Genomic DNA, 19,061 nt, shown 5'->3' with positions numbered 1-19,061 from the left:
CATGGGATTTCGACTCACCACCAAGGTGCAGGTCAGCGGTTGGCGCTTCCTGCTGCGACGCGTCGAGCACGCGATCGTGCGCCGCGACACCCGGATGTTCGACGACCCGCTGCAGTTCTACAGCCGCGCTGTCTCCGCGGGTGTGATCATCGCGGTGGCGGTGTGCCTGGGCGCCGCGCTGCTGGCCTACTTCAAACCGCTCGGAAAGCGCGGTGATGACACACTTCTCGTCGATCGAAACACCAACCAGCTCTATGTCGTGCTGCCCGGCAGCGGTCAGTTGCGCCCTGTGTACAACCTGACCTCGGCGCGGCTCGTGCTCGGTAACGCCGGGACACCGGTGGCGGTCAAGTCCGACGAGTTGAACCGCATGCCGAAGGGTCAGTCGATCGGAATTCCCGGAGCCCCTTACGCGACGCCTGTCGGCGGCGCGAACTCGATGTGGACGCTGTGTGACACCGTCACCAAGCCCGAGAGCGTGGCGCCGAACCTGGAATCGTCGATCATCGTCCGGCCGCTGGTCACCGACGCCTCGGTCGCGCCGATGCGTCCCGATCAGGGCATGTTGGTCTCCTACGAGAACGACATCTGGCTGGTGACCGAAAGCGGCAGGCACGACATCGATCTCGCCGATCGCGCAGTCACCTCGGCGGTCGGAGTCCCGGTGACGGCGCGGGCGACGCCGATTTCGCGGGGGTTGTTCAACGCGCTTCCCAACGCGGGTCCGTGGCGTCTTCCCGACATCCCGGCCTTCGGGGCCCCCAATTCGGTTGGGCTGCCGCCCAATCTCGTTGTCGGCTCGGTGTTCAAGGCGCTGACCGAGGACGGCGAACAGCATTTCGTGGTGCTGCCTGACGGTGTCGCGAGGATCAACGACACCACCGCCGCCGCCCTGCGCGCGACCAACTCGTTCGGCCTCGTCACGCCGCCGTCGGTGGAGGCCAGCGTGGTCGCGCGTATCCCCGAACACGTCTTCGCCTCACCGCTGCCCGACAAGCCGTTGGAGATCCTGCCGCGCGAGGACACCCCGACGTTGTGCTGGGCGTGGCAGCGCGAGCCGGGGGATCAGGCGCCGAAGACAACGGTGATCGCGGGGCGGCACCTGCCGATCGCACCGTCGGCGATGGGCACCGGCATCGAGCAGATCGGGGGTGATGCAACGGTTTACATCGACAGCGGACAGTACATCCAGTTGCAGTCACCCGATCCGCGGTACGGCGAGAGTCTCTACTACATCGATCCGCAGGGCGTCCGGTACGGGCTGCCCAACACCGACACCGGCAAGACACTCGGGCTCAACGGTCCGACGACCGCGCCGTGGCAGGTGGTCGGACTTCTGATGGACGGCCCGGTGTTGTCGAAAGAGTCGGCGCTCATCGAACACGACACTCTGCCACCGGACCCCAACCCGCGCAGGGTCGGTGGGGACTCTGCCGCCCAACCGGCCGCAGCGCAGTCCGGAGGCGGCCGATGACGACCAAGAAGTTCACCCCGATCATCAAGCGCGGCCCGAGGCTGACGCCGGGCGAGATCAACGTCGCACCGCCGGAAGACCTGGGCGTCGAGATCCCGCCGTCGGGCATCCAGAAGGCGCTGCCGTGGGTGATGGGTGGCGGCATGCTCGGGATGATCGCGATCATGATCTTCACCGGTATCCGGCAACTGTCGCCGTACATGCTGATGATGCCGCTGATGATGGTCATGGCGACCGTCGGCTTCATGGCCGGTGGCGGTCCCGGCGGCAAACGCGTCCCCGAAATCAACGCCGACCGTAAGGAATATCTCCGCTACCTGGCCGGGCTCCGCACCCGTGTCACGTCGTCGGCGGCGGCTCAGGTGACGTTCTTCAATTACCACGCGCCACACCCGCAGGACCTGCTGTCGATCATCGGCACCAACCGCCAGTGGTCCCGGCAGAGCAACGCCGACTTCTACGCCGCGACCCGGATCGGGTTGGGTACCGAACCCGCGGTCGACCGGCTGTTGAAGCCGGCGGTCGGCGGGGAGCTGGCCGGTCCGCAGGGCGCACCGCAACCGCACCTGGAACCGGTGAGCCACATGTGGGTGACGAAGTTCCTGCGCACCCACGGGCTCATCCACGACTGCCCGAAACTCCTGCAGCTGCGCTCCTTTCCGACCATCGCGATCGGCGGTGACCCGGACGGTGCTGCGGGGCTGCTCACCGCCATGATCTGTCACCTCGCGGTGTTCCATCCGCCGGACCTGCTGCAGATGCGGGTGCTCATCGACAACCCGGAGGACCCGAACTGGGCCTGGCTCAAGTGGTTACCGCATGTGCAGCATCAGACCGACACGGACGCGGCGGGGCCCACCCGGATGATCTTCACCCGTCCCGACGGCCTGAGCGACCTGACCGCGCGCGGCCCGCACGCCGCGGATGCGGCCCCCAGCGGACCATACGTCGTCGTCTTCGACCTGACCGGTGGGAAGGCCGGATTTCCGGTCGACGGCCGGGCCGGTGTCACGGTCATCACGCTCGGCAACCACCGCGGCTCGGCCTACCGGATCCGGGTGGCGGACGACGGCACTGCCGACGATCGGCTGCCCAACCAGACCTTCCGGCTGATCACGTCGACGGTCGATCGGATGACACCGGGGCAGGCCGCCCGCATCGCGCGCAAGCTGGCGGGTTGGTCGATCACCGGCACGATCATCGACAAGAGCGTGCGTGTGCACAAGAAGGTCGCCACCGAATGGCATCAACTCGTCGGGGCGCAGTCGATCGAGGAAGTGACCCCGGCGCGGTGGCGCATGTTCAGTGACACCGACCGCGACAGGCTGCGCATCCCGTTCGGCCACGAACTCAAGACCGGCGAGATCATGCACCTCGACATCAAGGAAGGTGCAGAGTTCGGCGCCGGACCGCACGGAATGCTGATCGGCACAACAGGTTCGGGTAAGTCAGAGTTTCTCCGCACCCTGATCCTCTCGCTGGCGGCCACCCACCACCCCGACCAGGTCAACCTGCTGCTCACCGACTTCAAGGGTGGCTCGACGTTCCTGGGTATGGAGAAGTTGCCCCACACCGCCGCCGTCGTCACCAACATGGAAGAGGAAGCCGAACTGGTCAGCCGCATGGGCGAGGTGCTCAGCGGTGAACTGGACCGCAGGCAGTCCATCCTGCGGCAGGCCGGTATGCAGGTCGGCGCGGCGGGCGCGCTGTCCGGTGTCGCCGAGTACGAGAAGCATCGCGAACGCGGTGCCGACCTACCGCCGTTGCCAACGCTTTTCGTGGTGGTCGACGAGTTCGCCGAACTCCTGCAGAACCACCCGGACTTCATCGCGCTGTTCGACCGGATATGCCGGGTGGGGCGCTCGCTGCGGGTGCACCTGCTGCTGGCGACGCAGTCGCTGAACACCGGCGGTGTGCGCATCGACAAGCTCGAGCCGAACCTCACTTACCGGATCGCATTGCGCACCACCAGTTCGGCCGAATCGAAGGCGGTGATCGGAACCCCTGAGGCGCAGTACATCACGAACAAGGAAAGCGGTGTCGGCTTCCTTCGCGTCGGGATGGAGGATCCGGTCAAGTTCCACAGCGTCTACACCGGTGTCAACTATGTTCCGACCGCCGCGCGGCAGGACAACGGGCAAGCGCGACCCCAGACCAACGGTCATACCCGGCTGCGAATCCGTCCGTTCACGGCCGCGCCGATTCCGGAGACGACGGTGACGTCATGAGCATCGAACCGGACCAGCGGGTGCTCCGCGAGGTGGTCCTCGACCAGCTGACCACCGGCGAGACGCGTGCCTATCGGATGTGGTTGCCGCCGTTAGCCGATCCGACACCGGTCAACGAACTGATCGCCAATGACGGGCAGCGTCAGCCGCTGCGCTTCGGTCTCGGCATCATGGACGAACCGCGCAGGCACCGCCAGGAGGTGTGGGGTATCGACACGTCGTCGGCAGGCGGCAACATCGCCGTAGGCGGCGCGCCACAGACCGGCAAGTCCACTTTCCTGCAGACGCTGATCCTGTCGGCGGCTGCTTCCCACACGCCCCGGCAGGTCCAGTTCTACTGTGTCGACCTCGGCGGCGGCGGCCTGCTGTACCTCGAGGACCTACCGCACGTCGGCGGAGTCGCGACCCGCTCCGAGCCGGACCGGGTCAACCGTGTCGTCGCCGAGATGAAAGGCGTTCTGCGGCAACGCGAAGCGATGTTCAAGCAGTATCGCGTCGGATCGATGGCGGCCTATCGCGAGATGCGCGACGACGCGACCCATCCGCTGGCCGCCGATCCGTTCGGCGACGTGTTTCTGGTCATCGACGGATGGCCGGCGTTCGTCGCAGAGTTCGGTGACCTCGAGCCCGTCGTGCAGGACCTTGCCGGCCAGGGCCTGCAGTTCGGTGTGCACACGGTGATCTCGACGCCGCGCTGGACCGAGCTCAAGGCCCGCGTGCGCGACTATCTCGGCACGAAGGTCGAGTTCCGGCTCGGCGACGTCAACGAGACCCAAATCGACCGCATCACCCGCGAGATCCCCGCCAACCGGCCCGGCCGCGCGGTGTCGATGGAGAAGCACCACTTGATGATCGGAGTGCCGCGGCTCGACGGCGTGCACAGCGCCGACAACCTCGTCACCGCGATGTCCGACGCGGTCCAGGTGATCGCGGCGCGGCACACCGACCAGGCACCCAAGGTGCGCGTCCTGCCCGAACGCATCTACCTGCACCACCTGGACCCCAACCCGCCCGGCCCGGACGCCGACTACCGCACCCGGTGGACGGTGCCGCTTGGTCTGCGCGAATCCGACATGGCTGTGGCCTACAACCACATGCACACCACACCGCACATGTTGATCTTCGGCGGGCCCAAGTCGGGCAAGACGCGAATCGCACACGCTGTCGCGCAAGCGATTTGCGCGCGCAACAGCCCAGACCAGGTGCGATTCATGCTGGCGGACTACCGGTCCGGCCTGCTGGACGCCGTCCCGGAGACACATCTTCTGGCAGCGGGCGCCATCAACCGCAACAACGCGAGCCTGGAAGAGGCGATCAAGGCGTTCGCCATCAACCTTCAGAGGCGGCTCCCGCCCGCGGACCTCACCACGGCCCAGCTGCGCGCCAGGTCCTGGTGGAGCGGGCCGGATGTGGTGCTGCTCGTCGACGACTGGCACATGATCGTGGCCGCCAGTGGTGTGGTGCCGCCGATGGCTCCGCTGTTTCCGCTGCTGCCCGCGGCCGCCGACATCGGCCTGCACATCATCGTCACCTGTCAGATGAGCCAGGCGCACCGCGCCACCATGGACAAGTTCGTGGGCGCCGCGTACGGCGCCGGATCTCCGACGCTGTTCCTCTCGGGGGAGAAACAGGAGTTTCCCTCGAGTGAGGTCAGGCTCAAGCGTCGTCCCCCCGGCCAGGGATTTCTGGTCTCACCGGATGGGAAGGAGGTCATCCAGGCGGCGTATGTGGACCCCCCGGAAGAAGTTGTGTAATGAGCACCCCTGGGCCGCGGTTAAGATTGGTCGAGACACGCCAGCAAATTTTGCCGTGAGGCCTTAGCAAAGAGGTCGGGGAACGGTTCCTGGCTGGCGGACAGCGGCGTCCGAGCGTGCACAAGTTCATACGCATTGAATTCATGACCCACGAGGAGACGAACAGATGGAACCGTTGATGCACAATCCGGGTGCGGTCGGAGTCGGCACCCAGGTCGTGGCTAACGGCACCCGTGGCCTCGCCGCGGGCACCACGGCCGGTGCGGCGGTCACCGCACTGGTGCCGGCCGGTGCCGATGAGGTGTCGGCGCAGGCGGCGGTCGCTTTCGCGGCCGAGGGCGTGGAAACGCTCGCGATGAACACTTTTGCCCAGCAGGAACTGGCCCGGATGGGTGCGGCCGTCATCGAAGGCGCCGGGATCTACACCGCCGTGGACGGCGCGAACGCCACAACGTTCTGACCGCGGACCACCGCACACCCTCACTCGACGAACCAGGGAAGACCTAGACGATGTTCTGGCACGCCATGCCGCCAGAATTCAATACCGCCCGGCTGATGGCCGGCGCGGGCGCGGCGCCGATGCTGCAGGCCGCCGCGGGCTGGGAGGCGTTGGCGATCTCGCTGGAAACACAGGCCGACGAATTGGCCGCGAGCCTGGCGTCATTGACGGCGGTGTGGAGTGGTGCGGCCAGCGAGCGCGTCGTGGCCGCGACGATGCCGATGGTGGCGTGGCTGCGGACCGTGTCCGCACAGGCCCAGAAGCGGGCGTTGCAGGCCACCGCGCAGGCGAACTCCTACAGCCTGGCGATGGCCACCACGCCGCCTCTGCCGGAGATCGAGCAGAACCACATCACCCACGCGGTGCTCGAAGCCACCAACTTCCTGGGTGTCAACACAGTGCCGATCGGGGTCAACGAGTTCGACTACTTCGTCCGCATGTGGAACCAAGCGGCCGGGGCGATGGACGTCTACCAGGCCGAGACCGCCTTGAACCTCCTGTTCGAACCGATCGTGCCCCCCAAGCCGATTGTGATACCCGGTGTGGCCGCCGGCGCGACGGCGGTCGCCGCTGGGTACGCCGCGGCGTCGGCGCCGATGACGGCCGTGCGCAACGCCGTGATCGCGCAGGTGAGCACGCAGGCCTCGATGGAGTCGGCGGTGCTGCAGGGTGGACGCGCGACCGCCCAGATCGGCATGTCGGCCCAGCAGGCCGAGGGCCAGGTGCAGAAGGCCGAGAACCTCGCCCAGCGGGCGGCGAGCCCGAACCAGATGACCCAGCAGGGCATGCAGATGGGCGTGCAGATGGCGTCCCAGCTGGGGTCATCACTGGCGCAGGTGCCGCAACAGGGCATGCAGATGGTGATGCAACCGGTGCAGCAGATGACCCAGCCGTTGCAACAGGTCAGCTCGCTGTTCACCCAGCTCGGCAGCAGTTTGGGCAGCGAGAAGATGCAGGTGGGCCTGGTCGGGGCCAGCCCGCTGTCGAATCACCCGCTGGCAGGTGGCTCGGGGGCGACGTCCGGCGCGGGGCTCGTGCGGGCCGCGTCGCTGCCCGGTGCGGGCGGGACGATGGCCCGCACCCCGTTGATGGCCGACCTGATCGGTCAGCCGACCGCGATGGCCGGCGGGCCGGGCGCTGCGGCCGGCGGAGGCGGTGCCGGGCTGGCACCGGTCGGCCCAGGAGGCGGTGCCGGACCGATGGGCCAGATGGGCCAGCGAGCGACCAGCGGGGGAAGCAAGCACGGATTGACGGCGCCGCGGGTCCTACCCCAGGACCTCGGCGAAGACGAGGACGACGACTGGTGATCGTCCAACACGACTTCCCGGTCACCCGACCGGAAAGACTCGCCATCGATGGTGAGGACAGAGGAAGAGAGAAAGAGTATCCAGCATGGCAATGAATACCGACGTTGCTGTCCTCGCCAAGGAGGCAGCGAACTTCGAACGGATCGGTGGAGAGCTGCAGGCCGTCATCGGGCAGGTGGAGTCCACGGCAGGCGCCCTGTCCGCGCAGCTGATCGGTGAGGCCGGCTCGGCCGCACAAGCCGCCCTGATGCGCTTCCACGAAGCCGCCGTTCGTCAGGTCCAGGCGCTCAACGACATCTCGGCCAACATCCACTCCGCCGGCGCGCAGTACGCCGCGACGGATAGCGACCAGTCCGCGGCGCTGTCGACCGCGATGCAGTTCTGAACCCAACCCGACGAACGGAGAACACACAATGAGCGAAAAGGTTTACAACTACGCGGCGATCGACGGGTCGTCAGCCGAGATCAACACCGCCGTCGGCCGGACCGAGGGTCTGCTCGAGGAGGGCAAGGCCTCTCTCACCGCTCTCGCCGGCGTCTGGGGCGGCACCAGCTCGGAGGCCTACCAGGCCGTGCAGATGCGCTGGGACACCGCTTCGGCCGAGCTCAACGCCGCCCTCCGGCAACTCGCCGCCACCATCCAGGAGGCAGGCGGAAGCGGGGGAACCATGTTCCAGGCCGACAAGATGATTGAGAGCTCGTTCGGCGGATAGGAACTGCACGCGGGTGGGCAGGTTTCAACCTTCGGGGGGTCTTGCCCACCGCGTGTGTGTCCTCGCATAGCGACTACATAGAGAGGTTCCCATGTCGGCAGACTATGACCGGCTTTTCCACTCCGCGGGAGACGCTGTCCAAACAGCCGACGACGACGCCGTGGATCGCGACACCACCAGTGCGGCCACGCGCCCGCCCGCACCCCTGTCCAGTGGCCACGTCCCTGTCGAGATGACGGGGCCGACGGTGCCGGTCGGACAGACCAAACAGGCGCCGCCGCCGCAGCAGAACGAGATCACGACGCAGATGCCGGCCGCGCGGTCGACAACACCGCCGCCGCAACCGAATTCGATGATGCGGGTGCCGATGAGCGGCGCACCGGCCGGTGCACGGTTCGAGCAGCCACGCTCGGCGCCCGCACCGGCGCCGCGGCCTGCGCCCGCGCCCGCGCCGAGCCAGCACTTCGCCGAATCGGAGAAGAATGGCGCCTTCGCCAGTGCCCCGCCCGCGCAGACGTCGGCGGCCACCATCGGCAATCACCGCGCGATCGACGCGCTGTCGCATGTCGGGGTGAAGTCGGCGGTGAAGATGCCGTCGCAGCGGGGCTGGCGCCACGTGCTCTACATGCTGACGCGGATCAACCTGGGCTTGTCACCGGACGAGCTCTACGAGATGGAACTGCACACCCGGATTCGCCGGAACGCCAGGGACTCCTACCAGATCGGTGTATTCGGGCTCAAGGGCGGCGTCGGCAAGACCGCCGTGACCGTCGCGCTCGGTTCGGCCATGAGCAAGGTGCGCGGCGACCGAATCCTGGCCGTCGACGCGGACCCCGACGGCGGCAACCTCGCCGACCGGGCGGGACGCCAGTCCGCGGCCACCATCGCCGATCTACTCGCCGACAAGGAACTGCAGCGCTACAACGACATTCGCGCCTACACGAGCATGAACGGCGCGAACCTCGAGGTGCTCTCGAGCGAGGAGTACAGCGGAGCCCGGCGCGAGTTCAACGACGAGGACTGGAAGGGCGTGACGAACATCGTGTCGCGCTACTACAACCTCGTGCTCGCCGACTGCGGAGCCGGACTGTTCCAGCCCGCCGCCCGCGGCGTGCTGTCGACCGTCTCGGGCCTGGTCATCGTGGCGAGCGCATCTATCGACGGCGCCCGACAGGCCGCGATGACCATGGACTGGTTGCGGCAGAACGGATATCAGGATCTGCTTAGCCGCTCATGCGTGGTGATCAACCACATCGTGTCCGGCAAGCCGAACATCGACGTCGACGATCTAGTCGCGCAGTTCGAGCGCCACGTGCCGCCGGGGCGGGTCATCGTGCTGCCGTACGACAAGCACATCGCGGCTGGCACCGAGATCCAGCTGGATCTGCTCGGCAAGACGTTCCGGCGCCGGATCGTGGAGCTGGCCGCTGCCCTGTCCGACGACTTCGACAGGCTCGAACGCCGGTGACCTCAACCGCCGCAGCGACATCCGCCTCGAGCGTCACGCCCGGGCGGCCGTCGACCACTCGGGTCACGATCCTCACCGGACGGCGCATGACCGATCTGGTGTTGCCTGCGGCGGCGCCGATCGAAACCTACATCGACGAGACCGTCTCGGTGTTGGCCGAGCTTCTCGAGGACACACCCAAGGATGTGCTGGCGGGGTTCGACTTCAAGGCACAGGGCGTGTGGGCGTTCGCCAGGCCGGGTGCACCGCCGCTGAGGTTCAGCGAGTCGCTGGATGAGGCTGGGGTCGTCGATGGATCACTCCTGACGTTGGTTTCGGTCAGCCGTACCGAGCGCTATCGCCCGCTCGTCGAGGATGTCATCGACGCGATCGCGGTGCTGGACGAGTCGCCGGAGTTCGACCGCTCGGCTCTGAACCGCTTTGTCGGAGTTGCGATTCCGCTTGTGTCGGTGGTCGTCACGGCGACGGCGATTCTGGCATGGTCGAGCGCTGGGCACGACTGGTGGTGGGCGGCCGCTCTCGGAGTGTTGGGGTTGGGTCTGCTCGGCGGTAGCGCGGTGGCGAACAACCGCTACCGGAACGTCGACCTGGCCGAGAGCCTGCTGGCGGCGGCGCTGCCGACGCTCGCGGGTGCGGTGGCCCTGGCGGTCCCCCTTCCCCGGGGCGTCGACTCGCTGGGCGCACCGCAGATCGCGGGTGCCTCCGCAGTGGTGTTGTTGTTGACGTTGGCCACGCGCGGCGGGCCGCGCCGCAGAGCGGAGTTGGGTTCGTTTCTGGCGGTCGCGTCGATCGCGGCGACGGGCGCGGCGGTGGCCTTCGGCTACGGATGGCAGCACTGGGTGCCCACGGGAGCGATCGCGTTTGGCCTCATCGTGGTCACTAATGCCGCCAAACTGACCGTCGCGGTCGCCCGCATCGCGTTGCCGCCGATCCCGGCCCCGGGGGAGACGGTGTCCAACGACGAACTGCTCGATCCCGTCGCGACATCGCACAGCGACGAGGAGTCGCCGACCTGGCAGGCGATCATCGCCTCCGTTCCGGAGTCCGCGGCGCGCCTGCACGAGCGCAGCCAGTTGGCCAGGCGGTTGCTGATCGGATTCGTCGCGGCAGGCGCGCTCGTGCTGTCGGTCGGCGCGATCGCGGTTGTGACGCAGGGCCACTTCTTCGTGCACAGCATGATCGTCGCGGGATTGACGGCGGTGATCTGTGGATTCCGGTCCCGGTTGTATGCCGAAAGATGGTGTGCCTGGGCGCTGTTGACGGCTACCGTCGCCATCCCGACAGGCGTGATGGATCGGCTGTGCCTGTGGTATCCGGACAGGGCCTGGTTGGTCCTGGCGATCTACGCACTCGCGGGCATCGTCGCATTGGCCGCCGTCGGTGCCACGGCGAGCGTGCGGCGGATCTCACCGGTGACGAAGCGGATCCTCGAACTGCTCGACGGCGCCGCGATCGCCGCGGTGATCCCGATGCTGCTGTGGATCGCCGGCGTCTACGATCTGCTGCGCAACTTGCGGTTCTAACTCCACTGCGTCGCGGGGCGGTCCCGGCGCTCTCCGTCGACGGTGACGTCGACGCGCTCGTCGAAGAAGCAGACGTGGTCGCGGACACGTTCGCCGTCGGGCAGGGGATCGCGGTAAGTCCATGCGACGTCGCGCGGCCCGTCGGGCACCGAAAAGTACGACGCCCGGCCCTTGTACGCGCAGTAGGAGACGGCGTCGCTGTCGACGAGGTCGGCGACGACGTCTTCGCGCCGCAGGTAGTACCGCACCGGCAGATGTGTCTCGAACAGCAGCAGCGGGCGTTTCGTCTCCGCGAGCAGATGGCCGTCGGATTCGATGCGGACGTGGCGGCTGCTTGTGAGGATGTCGATGCGGTGATACGGGTCGTGCGGGTGGCTGACGATCGGCTCGTCCTCTTCGCGCCATTCGAACGCGCCGAAGTCGAGCACTAGGTAGTCGGCGAGGTCGGGGTCCTCGGGTTGAAAGGCCGCTGCGGGTGCCGTTTCCTCGCCGGCGACGACGTCGAACTCGGCGCCGGGACACGAATGGGTGCCGAACGGAACGGTGGGATCGAGCACCGCGCGGTCGACGCCGGGACGATCCGCGTCGTCGTCGCCGGATTCGGCGCCCGCGGGCACCAACTGCCCGGCGAGGTCGGCAACCGGCACGGCGTACGTCGGCAGGATCCGGCGTGGTTCCCACACCAGCACGGCGTCGCAGGTGTCGACGAGCGGTTCACCGGCCAGGGCCACGCGAATTCGCTTCGGTGTCGGTTCGTACCGCAGGGCGTCGAGGCTGCCGCGCAGCAGATCGGCCATCCGAACGGCCATCGGGCACCCCTTCTCTGCTTATCTGCGAGTCATTTACGCGGCGGGCGCAACACGTTCATCGCCATCCGCATTATGGGCGCGGGCACCCGATCCTTGGCCGAAAGTGCGGCATCGGCGGCCCGACCGCGTAGCGGAGTACCGCGGCCGAACATGCGGTTGAACGGCCCGCCGCTCGGTTCGAGGTCGAAGTGCAGCGGGGGCTTCCCGTCAGCGGCACCGAGCGCATTGGCGATGACGACCCGCTGAATCTCGCTGGTGCCCTCGAAGATGGTGTACAGCTTCGCATCCCGGTACCACTTCTCGACGGGATGGTCCGTGATGTAGCCCCAGCCGCCCATCGTCTGGATGGCGCGTTCGGTCGCGCGGACCGCGACCTCGCTGGCCGCGAGCTTGGACATCGAGCCCTCGCCGCGTTCGAACGGAACACCGCTGGCGGCCATCCACGACGCGCGCCAGGTGAGCAGGCGGGCGCCGTCGAGTGTGGTCGCCAGTTCGGCGAGTGGGAACGCGATCCCCTGGTTGTCGATGATGGGGGCGCCGAACGCCTCTCGCCGGTTTGCGTACTCCGTCGCGTATTCGAGTGCAGCCCGGGCGATTCCGAGGGCCTGGGCGGCGACCATCGGTCGCGTCTGTTCGAAGGTGCCCAGCGTGGCCGAGCCGGAGTGCTTGGCGCCTTCGACGGCTTCGCGGGCCTTGGCCAGCTTGTAGTCGAGCTTCTCTTGGCCGCCGAGCAGGTTGTCGGCGGGGACGCGCACGCCGGTGAACTTCAGCTCCGCGGTGTGCGAGGCACGGCAGCCGAGCTTGTCGAGCTTGCGGACCATCTCCAGGCCCGGGGTGCCGCCGGGGACGATGAAGAGCGCTTGGCCCTTGTGTCCGAGTTCCTGGTCGACGACGGCGTTGACCACGTGCACGTTGGCGATGCCGCCGTTGCCGATCCACATCTTGTGGCCGTCGATGATCCAGTCGTCGCCGTCGCGGCGGGCCGTGGTGCGCAGGTTGCGGACATCGCTACCGCCCTCGGGCTCTGAGATCGCCAGCGCCGCCAGCTTGAGATCGCCTGGGGTGCCGAAGCATTCGGGTGCCCACTGCAGCATCTGTTCGGGCGACGCGGCCTGGCCGATGGCCGACAGCGCGAGCGCGGGCATCACCACGGCAAGGCCGATGCCGGCGCAGCCCCAAAAGAGCTCCTCCATGAACATCGGTAGGGAAAGCCCCGTCGGATCGCCGATGAGGTCGCGATAGAACAAGGGACTGTAGAAGCCGCGCGTGGCGGCTTCCTCGAGGACCGGCCAGGGGAACTCCTGGCGTTGGTCGTAGTCGAGCGCGACGGGACGGACCACCTCTTCGGCGAATTCGTGGGTCCGTCGCGCCAGGTCGTGCTGCGCCTCGGTGGGCGTCAGGTCGAAGGCCACGACAGTGTGTTAGCCACGCCTGCGCATTCCGAAACACTTGTTCGCTGAAATGGACGACCCCCGGATGCCAGGGGGTGCATCCGGGGGCCTGTCTCGCGGGGGGAGCTACTTGACGTCTACATAGATCGTCTTGTTGATCACCCGGGTGTTGCGGTCACCGCCGACGCCCAGGCTGTCGGTCTGGGTGTAGGTCTGACCGGGGCGCACCGCCACCACGGACGACCTGTCCAGCGGGACGTTACCGATGCGGTTCACGATCACGTGGTAGCCCTGCGATTCCAGCTCGCTGATGGTCTGCTGCGCGCTTCCGGGTCCGGATGGTGCGGCCTGGACGGGTGCGGCCAGTCCGATCAGAGCGGCGGCAAGGGCGCTAGCGGCGACGGTAGCGATACCAAACTTCTTCATTTCCGAGCCTTCTTCTTTTGTTCGTTTCGTATCCGAGCCGTGGCATGTGTCGCGGTTCGTAGCTGCAGCTGATCTTGGAAACCACGTGGTCAAAGGTTTTAATTCCGATGGCAGAAATTGATTGCCGGATGGCAGGAATAGTGCTGCGGGGCAGCCGATTGCTCATGTTCGGACGTCCGAATTGGCCCACTGCCGGCGCGGTGAGCGGTGGTGCCGACCGCACGCTCGCGGTCACGGGACGGTCCGCGTCCAGCAACCAGGCGTTCGAACGTATGATCGAGAGATGGGCGGGCTGAAGGGCATCGGGTACAACGGGCAGCCCGTTCAGCAAGCCTTCCGTCGTGTCGATCCGCCGATCGCCGTGCTCGTCGATCTCGCGGCGGTCTTTCCGCGCGAACCGCACGCCGTCGGCGGCTACAACCCCGCCGGTTTGCAGATGCACGCGGTCGTCGAGGGACGATTGACGTGCTGGGGTTTGTGCGAGCAGGGCTACTGGTGGGGGCTGGTGACCTACGAGATCGCTTACGGCGCGCGCCGGAAAGCCGTCACGCATTGGATCCCCGCATGGACGCTCAAGCCCAAGGCGGACTGACCGCGCTCCCACTCATGGTCAAGAAGCCGCCTGGTCCAGCCGCCGCTGCGCCTCTCCAGGAGAAATGCGCAAGCGCCTTGCTACATCCCGAGGCGTCGCGCTCCGGTCGAGAAGCAGGCGGCCGAACAGCCGCTGCTCGAGCGCCCCGACCTGATTGTCGACCTTGTGGAGTTGTTCTATCAGCGCGTAAAGCTCGGTGCGCGTCAACCCGTCGAGCCGGACACTCGCAAGCTCTCGGTGCAGCGACTCCAACCTGGTGAGCACATCAGAAACTTGATCCGAACGCATGTACGAAAGCGTAGCTCCAGGGTGTGACAGCCCGCAGTTACTCATCCACAGGCAAGGGAATGGACCGGACTATAGTCCGGTTATTCAGTATATGCCTGCAGTCACCGTCGATACGCTCACTCTTCCCCGCATCACCGCGGCCGGACCGTCGGACACCGACCGCCCCGTTCGGTCGATCACCACCGGGCCGCGCGGCTTCGAAGGCGAGGGTTTCCCTGTCGTCCGTGCCTTCGCCGGGGTCTCGGCCGCCGACCTCGATCCGTTCGTTCACATGGACCAGATGGGCGAGGTGGAGTACGAGCCGGGAGAACCGCGTGGCACCGACTGGCATCCACACCGCGGGTTCGAAACCGTCACCTACATGATCGACGGCCGATTCGCGCACCAGGACTCGCACGGTGGCGGCGGCCTGATCACCGATGGCGCCACACAGTGGATGACCGCCGGCTCGGGCATCCTGCACATCGAGACGCCACCCGCCGAACTCGTCGAGAGTGGCGGCATGTTCCACGGCGTCCAGCTGTGGGTCAACTTGCCCCGCAAGGACAAGTTCGTGACGCCGAGATACCAGGCCATCGAGGGCGGCCAGATCAAGCTGTTGTCGTCCGACGACGGTGGCGCGCTGGTGCGAATCGTCGCCGGTGACATCGACGGCCATGTCGGCCCAGGTGTGACGCATACCCCGATCACGTTGGCACATGCCACGATTCAACCCGGCGCCCATCTCAACCTGCCCTGGAGGCGCGACTTCAACGCGCTGGTCTACGTGCTGTCCGGACGCGGTACGGTCGGCCCCGTCGCGCACCCGATCCACCAGGGCCAACTTGCGGTACTCGGGCCCGGCGACCGGATCAAGGTGGCAGCACACCGGAGCCAGGACGCCCACCGTCCAGCCCTTGAAGTACTGATCCTCGGCGGCCTCCCGATTCGCGAACCCGTGTTCCAGTATGGCCCGTTCGTGATGAATAGCAAGCCCGAACTCATCCAGGCGCTCGAGGACTACCAGGCGGGCAAGTTCGGACAGATTCCTCCGAACGCCCTTATGCCTCACCGTCATTGACCGATAGTGCCGGTGCGCCCTTGGGGTACAGCAGGTTCAGTGCCCCGAGATGGGCGGCGACGGCCACCAAAGGGAGCGCCGCGGGTACAGCGAGATCGTCGTCGGTGGCCTCGGCGCGCAGGGCCGTCACGAAGTCGTCGCTAAGCCGTGGCAGCGGATGGACCGCGCCGCCGGTGACCCTCGCGCAGATCGCCTCGGCGTGGGTTTCGAGCACCTCTCTGGTCCTGGGATAGATCCCGTGGGGCGGGGGAACGACGTCGGCGATCAGTTCGGCGGCGGCGCGCAGCCTGATGGCCCGGTTCGCCGACCGCACCGCCGGCCCGCGGATATCGGTGGGGCCGCTGCTCTCCGAAAGGAATTGTCGTACTGCATCATCCACGGTCCGCGTCACCCGTAGCGCCTGCTGACTCAGCGCGATCACCCGATCGGCGGCCTCCTCCGACGCCCCGCGGGTCACCCTCAGCACCGCCGCGTTGAGGAACGTCGCGCCGACGGCGAACGCGTCGTCGATGGCCCGTCCCAACCGGTTACCCACCCCCCGCGGCCACAACAGGACCGACACCACCACTCCCACGAGTGCGCCGACCACGACGTCCTCGACGCGTATGAGGCCGACGCTCCAACCCGTCGGCGCGATCAGGTTGAAGATGATCAGCACCATCATCGTGAAGGCGGCCTGCCCGGCGATGAAGGACGCCACCTCCGGAACGAAGGCCGATCCGAATGCCACCAGCGGCAACAGCATCCACATGACGACCGGATCGACGCCGACGAGCTCGATGAGCCCGACGCCCAACAGAAATCCGATCGCGGTACCGGCGACGGCCCGTAGCATCCGCGTTCCGGTGGTCAGCGCGCTGCTGCGCAGTACCGACATCGCTCCGAGCACGACCCAGAATCCGTGCTCGAGGGGGAACAGGTGGGTGACGGCGACCGCCAGCGCCAAGCCGAGGCCGGTGCGGATGCTGTTGCGCAACACCACCGCCCGGGTGGTGACGAACCCACGGGTGATCGCAGCGACGGCGGTGGTCTCGGGCATCACCCAGTCCGCCGTCCCGGTCTGGGGAAGGCCACGGCCCACCACCCGGGCCCACACGGGGCGGGCGTCGGCGGCTGCGGCATTGCGGATGATGCGGCCGGTGACCCCGACCGTCGCCGAAAACGTGCGTCGCCCGAGGAGGTTCCGGCCCACGGCGATCGCGTTCGCGTCGTCTGAGGATGCGAGGATCTCGAGGATGTCCTCCCGGTAGCGGCCCTGGGCGATCTCGCGGAGTTCGGTGAGCGCGGCGTCCAGGTCGGCGGTGCGGGCGGCGCGGGTCGAGACGTCGGAGATCTGCAGTACGGCAGCCGAATCCCGCAGCACCCGGATCAGCGGGTGTTTCATATCGCCGAGGAGTCGCCCCGTGCTGTCGGTGATCCGGTCCGACAACCAACCGAGGTCGTCGACCACCCGGGCCAGGGCGCGGCTGCCGGCGGTCAGCGCGACGGGTCGGTAGTCGGCACCCAGGAACGTCTCCCACAGATGGTTCATCGCCCGGGTGACGTTCTTGGCCGGGGTGGTGCCCTGCAGACAGTCGGCCAGCCGGTCGCACACGCGCGCGGCGCCGCTGCGCAACTCGTCGTGATGGCGGGGCGGCAGCAGGAACAGGGCGGCGGGCACACAGAACACGAGCGCTATGAACCAGCCGAGCAGCCGATCCGGGATGGGCCCGGCGGGAGTACACGCGGGCAGCACGAACGTCATGAGCGTGGCGCGCTGCCCGGCGGCGATGATCTCGCTGAGCACCCCGGAGAACGTCACCACCACCCCGAGGACGAACATTGCCGCGACGCTGAGCCACGGATGCGGAGCCACCAGGGTGCCGAGCGTGATCAGGACGGCGCCGTTGAAGGCGAGCCCGAAGTAGGCGAGCGCGCGAGCCGGCCGGTTTCCCGGGAAGTCGACCAGGATCAGCAACGCGACCGAACCGAAGATCGTGATCATCGGCGTCTGGGTCCCACCGCCGACGGCGAAGCTCACCGCGGCCGCGATCGGCAGCACGATCGCCGCCCGGATCGCACGGCGCAGCGCGTCGAGTTCGGGATCGCGCCGTCGCAGGCGGCTCTCCGCGTGGCGCCACACCGGGGCGACGACTTCAGTGAGCGACAACCCCGATGCCCGCGCTAATCACCGTCGGGAACCGTCGCGAACCGACCGTCGTCAAGGGCCTCGCGCAATTGCCAGGAGATCCATCGCAGCCCCTCGGTGTCGCGCGGCAACGTCGTCTGCTCATAACCGACGAAGACATACACCGCGCACTCGGCGAAGAGCTGTGCTTGCCTCTTGTGCTGCAGGATCTCGAACGCCGACTCGTAGAGGATGTCGAATCGCTGCTGGTCGACCGCCACCTGTACCTCGTGCACGTGCGGGTCCAGCGAGCTCCACACGCGGATGGCGGATTCGGCGCTGTGCGGCACGTCGAAGGCGGACTCGAACAGGGCGTCGATGCGCCGCCGCGGGTTTGGCTCGGCGCGTACCGCTTCGATCACCTGCACAGTGCGCTCCTGTGTCCAGTGCGCGAGCAGTTCCCTGGTGTAGGCGGGCCAGTTCGGGAAGTAGTGGTAGAACGAGCCGGTCGTCACGCCGAGGCGTTGACAGACCTCCGCGAGCTTCAGGCCGCCGTACCCCAGGTCGGACAGGATCTCGATACCCACGTCGAAGTAACCGTCTCGCGACACGGCGCTCCCCATTACGTGGACATTAGTTCTAAGTCGGGCCGATTCTCTACGTTGAATTTCCCGTCGCAAAGTCCGCAATTTGCTGATAAAAGGCAGGTCGGGGCCTCTGGGGAAGCGGACGTCTGAAGAGGTAAGTGACGTGTGGCACAATTTGACCGTGCCGCATACGGCGAGTAGAGGTCCGGGTCGTCCCCCCGCAGCGAAGGCTGCCGAGACGCGTGAGCGCATCATAGGAGCCGCGCGCGAGGTTTTCAGCGAACTTGGATACGATGCCGCGACCTTCCAGGCGATCGCCATTCGCGCGGATCTGACCCGCCCCGCGATCAACCACTATTTCGCCAATAAGCAAGTCTTATGGCGCGAAGTCGTGCAGCAGACCAACGCCGCGATAGTCAGCGCGGGGAAAGCGCGCGCGCAAGACGAAACCAAACTGCTCGCCAGGTTGTCGGCGTACTTCACGGCGGCGATGCAGGCCGACTCCGAAGATCGTTCGGCCGCAGCATTTTTGGTGACGTCTGTGCTCGAGGCCCAGCGCCATCCGGAGCTCGGTGACGAGGAGCACGACTCGCTCAAGCACTCCCGCGAGTTCGTGGCCTGGGCGGTCAACGACGCGATCGCGCGCGGCGAGCTCACCACCGACACCGAGGTCGACTCGCTGGTCGAGATGCTGGTCGCGGTGATGTGGGGGATGGGTTTCTACGCCGGATTCGTCGGCAGCCACGAGGAGCTCAAAGCGGTGGTGCGCCAGCTCGAGCTGCTGATGTCCAACAACCTGTGGCGCCTGCAGTCCTGACCGACGGCCCCACGCTCG

At 67.1% G+C, this 19,061-nt stretch carries 18 protein-coding genes; 12 read left to right on the top strand and 6 right to left on the bottom strand.

Annotation, left to right across the window (positions count from 1 at the left end):
- Window position 1 precedes the first annotated feature (1 nt).
- From eccB to eccD, 9 genes are all read left to right on the top strand, one after another.
- The gene (gene eccB, locus AAHH99_RS03735) at window positions 2-1,474 is read left to right on the top strand and encodes a type VII secretion protein EccB (protein WP_418767426.1); all 1,473 of its coding nucleotides are present in this window, start codon (window positions 2-4) and stop codon (window positions 1,472-1,474) included.
- Window positions 1,471-3,702, top strand: coding sequence for a type VII secretion protein EccCa (gene eccCa, locus AAHH99_RS03730; RefSeq protein WP_418767425.1), 2,232 nt, complete (start codon window positions 1,471-1,473; stop codon window positions 3,700-3,702). The genes eccB and eccCa overlap by 4 nt, the downstream gene beginning before the upstream one ends.
- Window positions 3,699-5,456, top strand: coding sequence for a type VII secretion protein EccCb (gene eccCb / locus AAHH99_RS03725; protein ID WP_418767424.1), 1,758 nt, complete (start codon window positions 3,699-3,701; stop codon window positions 5,454-5,456). The genes eccCa and eccCb overlap by 4 nt, the downstream gene beginning before the upstream one ends.
- A 166-nt stretch (window positions 5,457-5,622) precedes the next feature.
- Window positions 5,623-5,916 carry a PE family protein gene (locus AAHH99_RS03720; protein ID WP_064417703.1) on the top strand — a complete coding sequence of 98 codons (294 nt, stop codon included), beginning with the start codon at window positions 5,623-5,625 and terminating at the stop codon, window positions 5,914-5,916.
- A gap of 50 nt (window positions 5,917-5,966) precedes the next feature.
- Window positions 5,967-7,262, top strand: coding sequence for a PPE family protein (locus AAHH99_RS03715; protein WP_418767423.1), 1,296 nt, complete (start codon window positions 5,967-5,969; stop codon window positions 7,260-7,262).
- Window positions 7,263-7,347: 85 nt separating this feature from the next.
- Window positions 7,348-7,647 carry a WXG100 family type VII secretion target gene (locus tag AAHH99_RS03710; RefSeq protein WP_064394652.1) on the top strand — a complete coding sequence of 100 codons (300 nt, stop codon included), beginning with the start codon at window positions 7,348-7,350 and terminating at the stop codon, window positions 7,645-7,647.
- 28 nt (window positions 7,648-7,675) lie between these two features.
- Window positions 7,676-7,975 carry a WXG100 family type VII secretion target gene (locus AAHH99_RS03705; RefSeq protein WP_064394651.1) on the top strand — a complete coding sequence of 100 codons (300 nt, stop codon included), beginning with the start codon at window positions 7,676-7,678 and terminating at the stop codon, window positions 7,973-7,975.
- Between the two features lie 91 nt (window positions 7,976-8,066).
- Window positions 8,067-9,443, top strand: a complete 1,377-nt coding sequence (locus AAHH99_RS03700) for a MinD/ParA family ATP-binding protein (RefSeq protein WP_418767422.1) — start codon at window positions 8,067-8,069, stop codon at window positions 9,441-9,443.
- Window positions 9,440-10,966, top strand: a complete 1,527-nt coding sequence (eccD, locus tag AAHH99_RS03695; RefSeq protein WP_418767421.1) for a type VII secretion integral membrane protein EccD — start codon at window positions 9,440-9,442, stop codon at window positions 10,964-10,966. Before AAHH99_RS03700 ends, eccD begins: the two co-directional genes overlap by 4 nt.
- Here the strand turns inward: eccD and AAHH99_RS03690 are convergent.
- The 3 genes from AAHH99_RS03690 to AAHH99_RS03680 form a co-directional block, all read right to left on the bottom strand.
- Window positions 10,963-11,775, bottom strand: a complete 813-nt coding sequence (locus tag AAHH99_RS03690; RefSeq protein WP_418767420.1) for a DUF427 domain-containing protein — start codon at window positions 11,773-11,775, stop codon at window positions 10,963-10,965. The genes eccD and AAHH99_RS03690 overlap by 4 nt on opposite strands.
- Before the next feature lie 29 nt (window positions 11,776-11,804).
- Window positions 11,805-13,187: an acyl-CoA dehydrogenase family protein gene (locus AAHH99_RS03685; protein WP_418767419.1), complete on the bottom strand. Its 1,383-nt coding sequence runs from the start codon at window positions 13,185-13,187 to the stop codon at window positions 11,805-11,807.
- Between the two features lie 105 nt (window positions 13,188-13,292).
- A complete protein-coding gene (locus AAHH99_RS03680; protein WP_418767418.1) occupies window positions 13,293-13,592 on the bottom strand; it encodes a hypothetical protein in 300 nt (99 codons plus the stop codon).
- Between the two features lie 283 nt (window positions 13,593-13,875).
- Here AAHH99_RS03680 and AAHH99_RS03675 point away from each other — a divergent pair, with 283 nt between their 5' ends.
- Window positions 13,876-14,184 (top strand): hypothetical protein, encoded by a 309-nt coding sequence (locus tag AAHH99_RS03675; protein ID WP_418767417.1) that lies wholly within the window; start codon window positions 13,876-13,878, stop codon window positions 14,182-14,184.
- An 18-nt stretch (window positions 14,185-14,202) separates the two neighbouring features.
- On the opposite strand, the gene AAHH99_RS03670 is transcribed toward AAHH99_RS03675, so the two are convergent.
- Window positions 14,203-14,472 (bottom strand): hypothetical protein, encoded by a 270-nt coding sequence (locus tag AAHH99_RS03670; protein ID WP_418767416.1) that lies wholly within the window; start codon window positions 14,470-14,472, stop codon window positions 14,203-14,205.
- Window positions 14,473-14,563: 91 nt separating this feature from the next.
- Here AAHH99_RS03670 and AAHH99_RS03665 point away from each other — a divergent pair, with 91 nt between their 5' ends.
- Complete coding sequence (locus AAHH99_RS03665; protein ID WP_418767415.1) at window positions 14,564-15,532, top strand: pirin family protein; 969 nt, start codon at window positions 14,564-14,566, stop codon at window positions 15,530-15,532.
- On the opposite strand, the gene AAHH99_RS03660 is transcribed toward AAHH99_RS03665, so the two are convergent.
- Complete coding sequence (locus AAHH99_RS03660; RefSeq protein ID WP_418767414.1) at window positions 15,513-17,681, bottom strand: FUSC family protein; 2,169 nt, start codon at window positions 17,679-17,681, stop codon at window positions 15,513-15,515. The two genes, AAHH99_RS03665 and AAHH99_RS03660, sit on opposite strands and share 20 nt — an antisense overlap.
- A gap of 14 nt (window positions 17,682-17,695) precedes the next feature.
- Window positions 17,696-18,262, bottom strand: coding sequence for a TetR/AcrR family transcriptional regulator (locus AAHH99_RS03655; protein WP_418767413.1), 567 nt, complete (start codon window positions 18,260-18,262; stop codon window positions 17,696-17,698).
- Window positions 18,263-18,407: 145 nt separating this feature from the next.
- Between AAHH99_RS03655 and AAHH99_RS03650 the strand changes: the two genes are divergently transcribed.
- On the top strand, window positions 18,408-19,043 hold the full coding sequence (locus tag AAHH99_RS03650) for a TetR/AcrR family transcriptional regulator (protein WP_418767412.1): 636 nt from the start codon (window positions 18,408-18,410) through the stop codon (window positions 19,041-19,043).
- Window positions 19,044-19,061 lie beyond the last annotated feature (18 nt).

Source organism: Mycobacterium neumannii (assembly GCF_048452905.1).
GTDB classification, from domain to species: Bacteria; Actinomycetota; Actinomycetes; order Mycobacteriales; family Mycobacteriaceae; genus Mycobacterium; species Mycobacterium neumannii_B.
Note: the sequence above shows the minus strand (reverse complement) of the source record. Positions and strands in the feature narration are given on the sequence as shown.

What these genes read in the sequence shown, in the direction of transcription:
- eccB (WP_418767426.1), top strand. Translation starts at nt 2, where the DNA reads ATGGGATTTCGACTCACCACCAAGGTGCAGGTCAGCGGTTGGCGCTTC.
- eccCa (WP_418767425.1), top strand. Translation starts at nt 1,471, where the DNA reads ATGACGACCAAGAAGTTCACCCCGATCATCAAGCGCGGCCCGAGGCTG.
- eccCb (WP_418767424.1), top strand. Translation starts at nt 3,699, where the DNA reads ATGAGCATCGAACCGGACCAGCGGGTGCTCCGCGAGGTGGTCCTCGAC.
- AAHH99_RS03720 (WP_064417703.1), top strand. Translation starts at nt 5,623, where the DNA reads ATGGAACCGTTGATGCACAATCCGGGTGCGGTCGGAGTCGGCACCCAG.
- AAHH99_RS03715 (WP_418767423.1), top strand. Translation starts at nt 5,967, where the DNA reads ATGTTCTGGCACGCCATGCCGCCAGAATTCAATACCGCCCGGCTGATG.
- AAHH99_RS03710 (WP_064394652.1), top strand. Translation starts at nt 7,348, where the DNA reads ATGGCAATGAATACCGACGTTGCTGTCCTCGCCAAGGAGGCAGCGAAC.
- AAHH99_RS03705 (WP_064394651.1), top strand. Translation starts at nt 7,676, where the DNA reads ATGAGCGAAAAGGTTTACAACTACGCGGCGATCGACGGGTCGTCAGCC.
- AAHH99_RS03700 (WP_418767422.1), top strand. Translation starts at nt 8,067, where the DNA reads ATGTCGGCAGACTATGACCGGCTTTTCCACTCCGCGGGAGACGCTGTC.
- AAHH99_RS03690 (WP_418767420.1), bottom strand. Translation starts at nt 11,775, where the DNA reads ATGGCCGTTCGGATGGCCGATCTGCTGCGCGGCAGCCTCGACGCCCTG.
- AAHH99_RS03680 (WP_418767418.1), bottom strand. Translation starts at nt 13,592, where the DNA reads ATGAAGAAGTTTGGTATCGCTACCGTCGCCGCTAGCGCCCTTGCCGCC.
- AAHH99_RS03675 (WP_418767417.1), top strand. Translation starts at nt 13,876, where the DNA reads ATGGGCGGGCTGAAGGGCATCGGGTACAACGGGCAGCCCGTTCAGCAA.
- AAHH99_RS03670 (WP_418767416.1), bottom strand. Translation starts at nt 14,472, where the DNA reads ATGCGTTCGGATCAAGTTTCTGATGTGCTCACCAGGTTGGAGTCGCTG.
- AAHH99_RS03665 (WP_418767415.1), top strand. Translation starts at nt 14,564, where the DNA reads ATGCCTGCAGTCACCGTCGATACGCTCACTCTTCCCCGCATCACCGCG.
- AAHH99_RS03655 (WP_418767413.1), bottom strand. Translation starts at nt 18,262, where the DNA reads ATGGGGAGCGCCGTGTCGCGAGACGGTTACTTCGACGTGGGTATCGAG.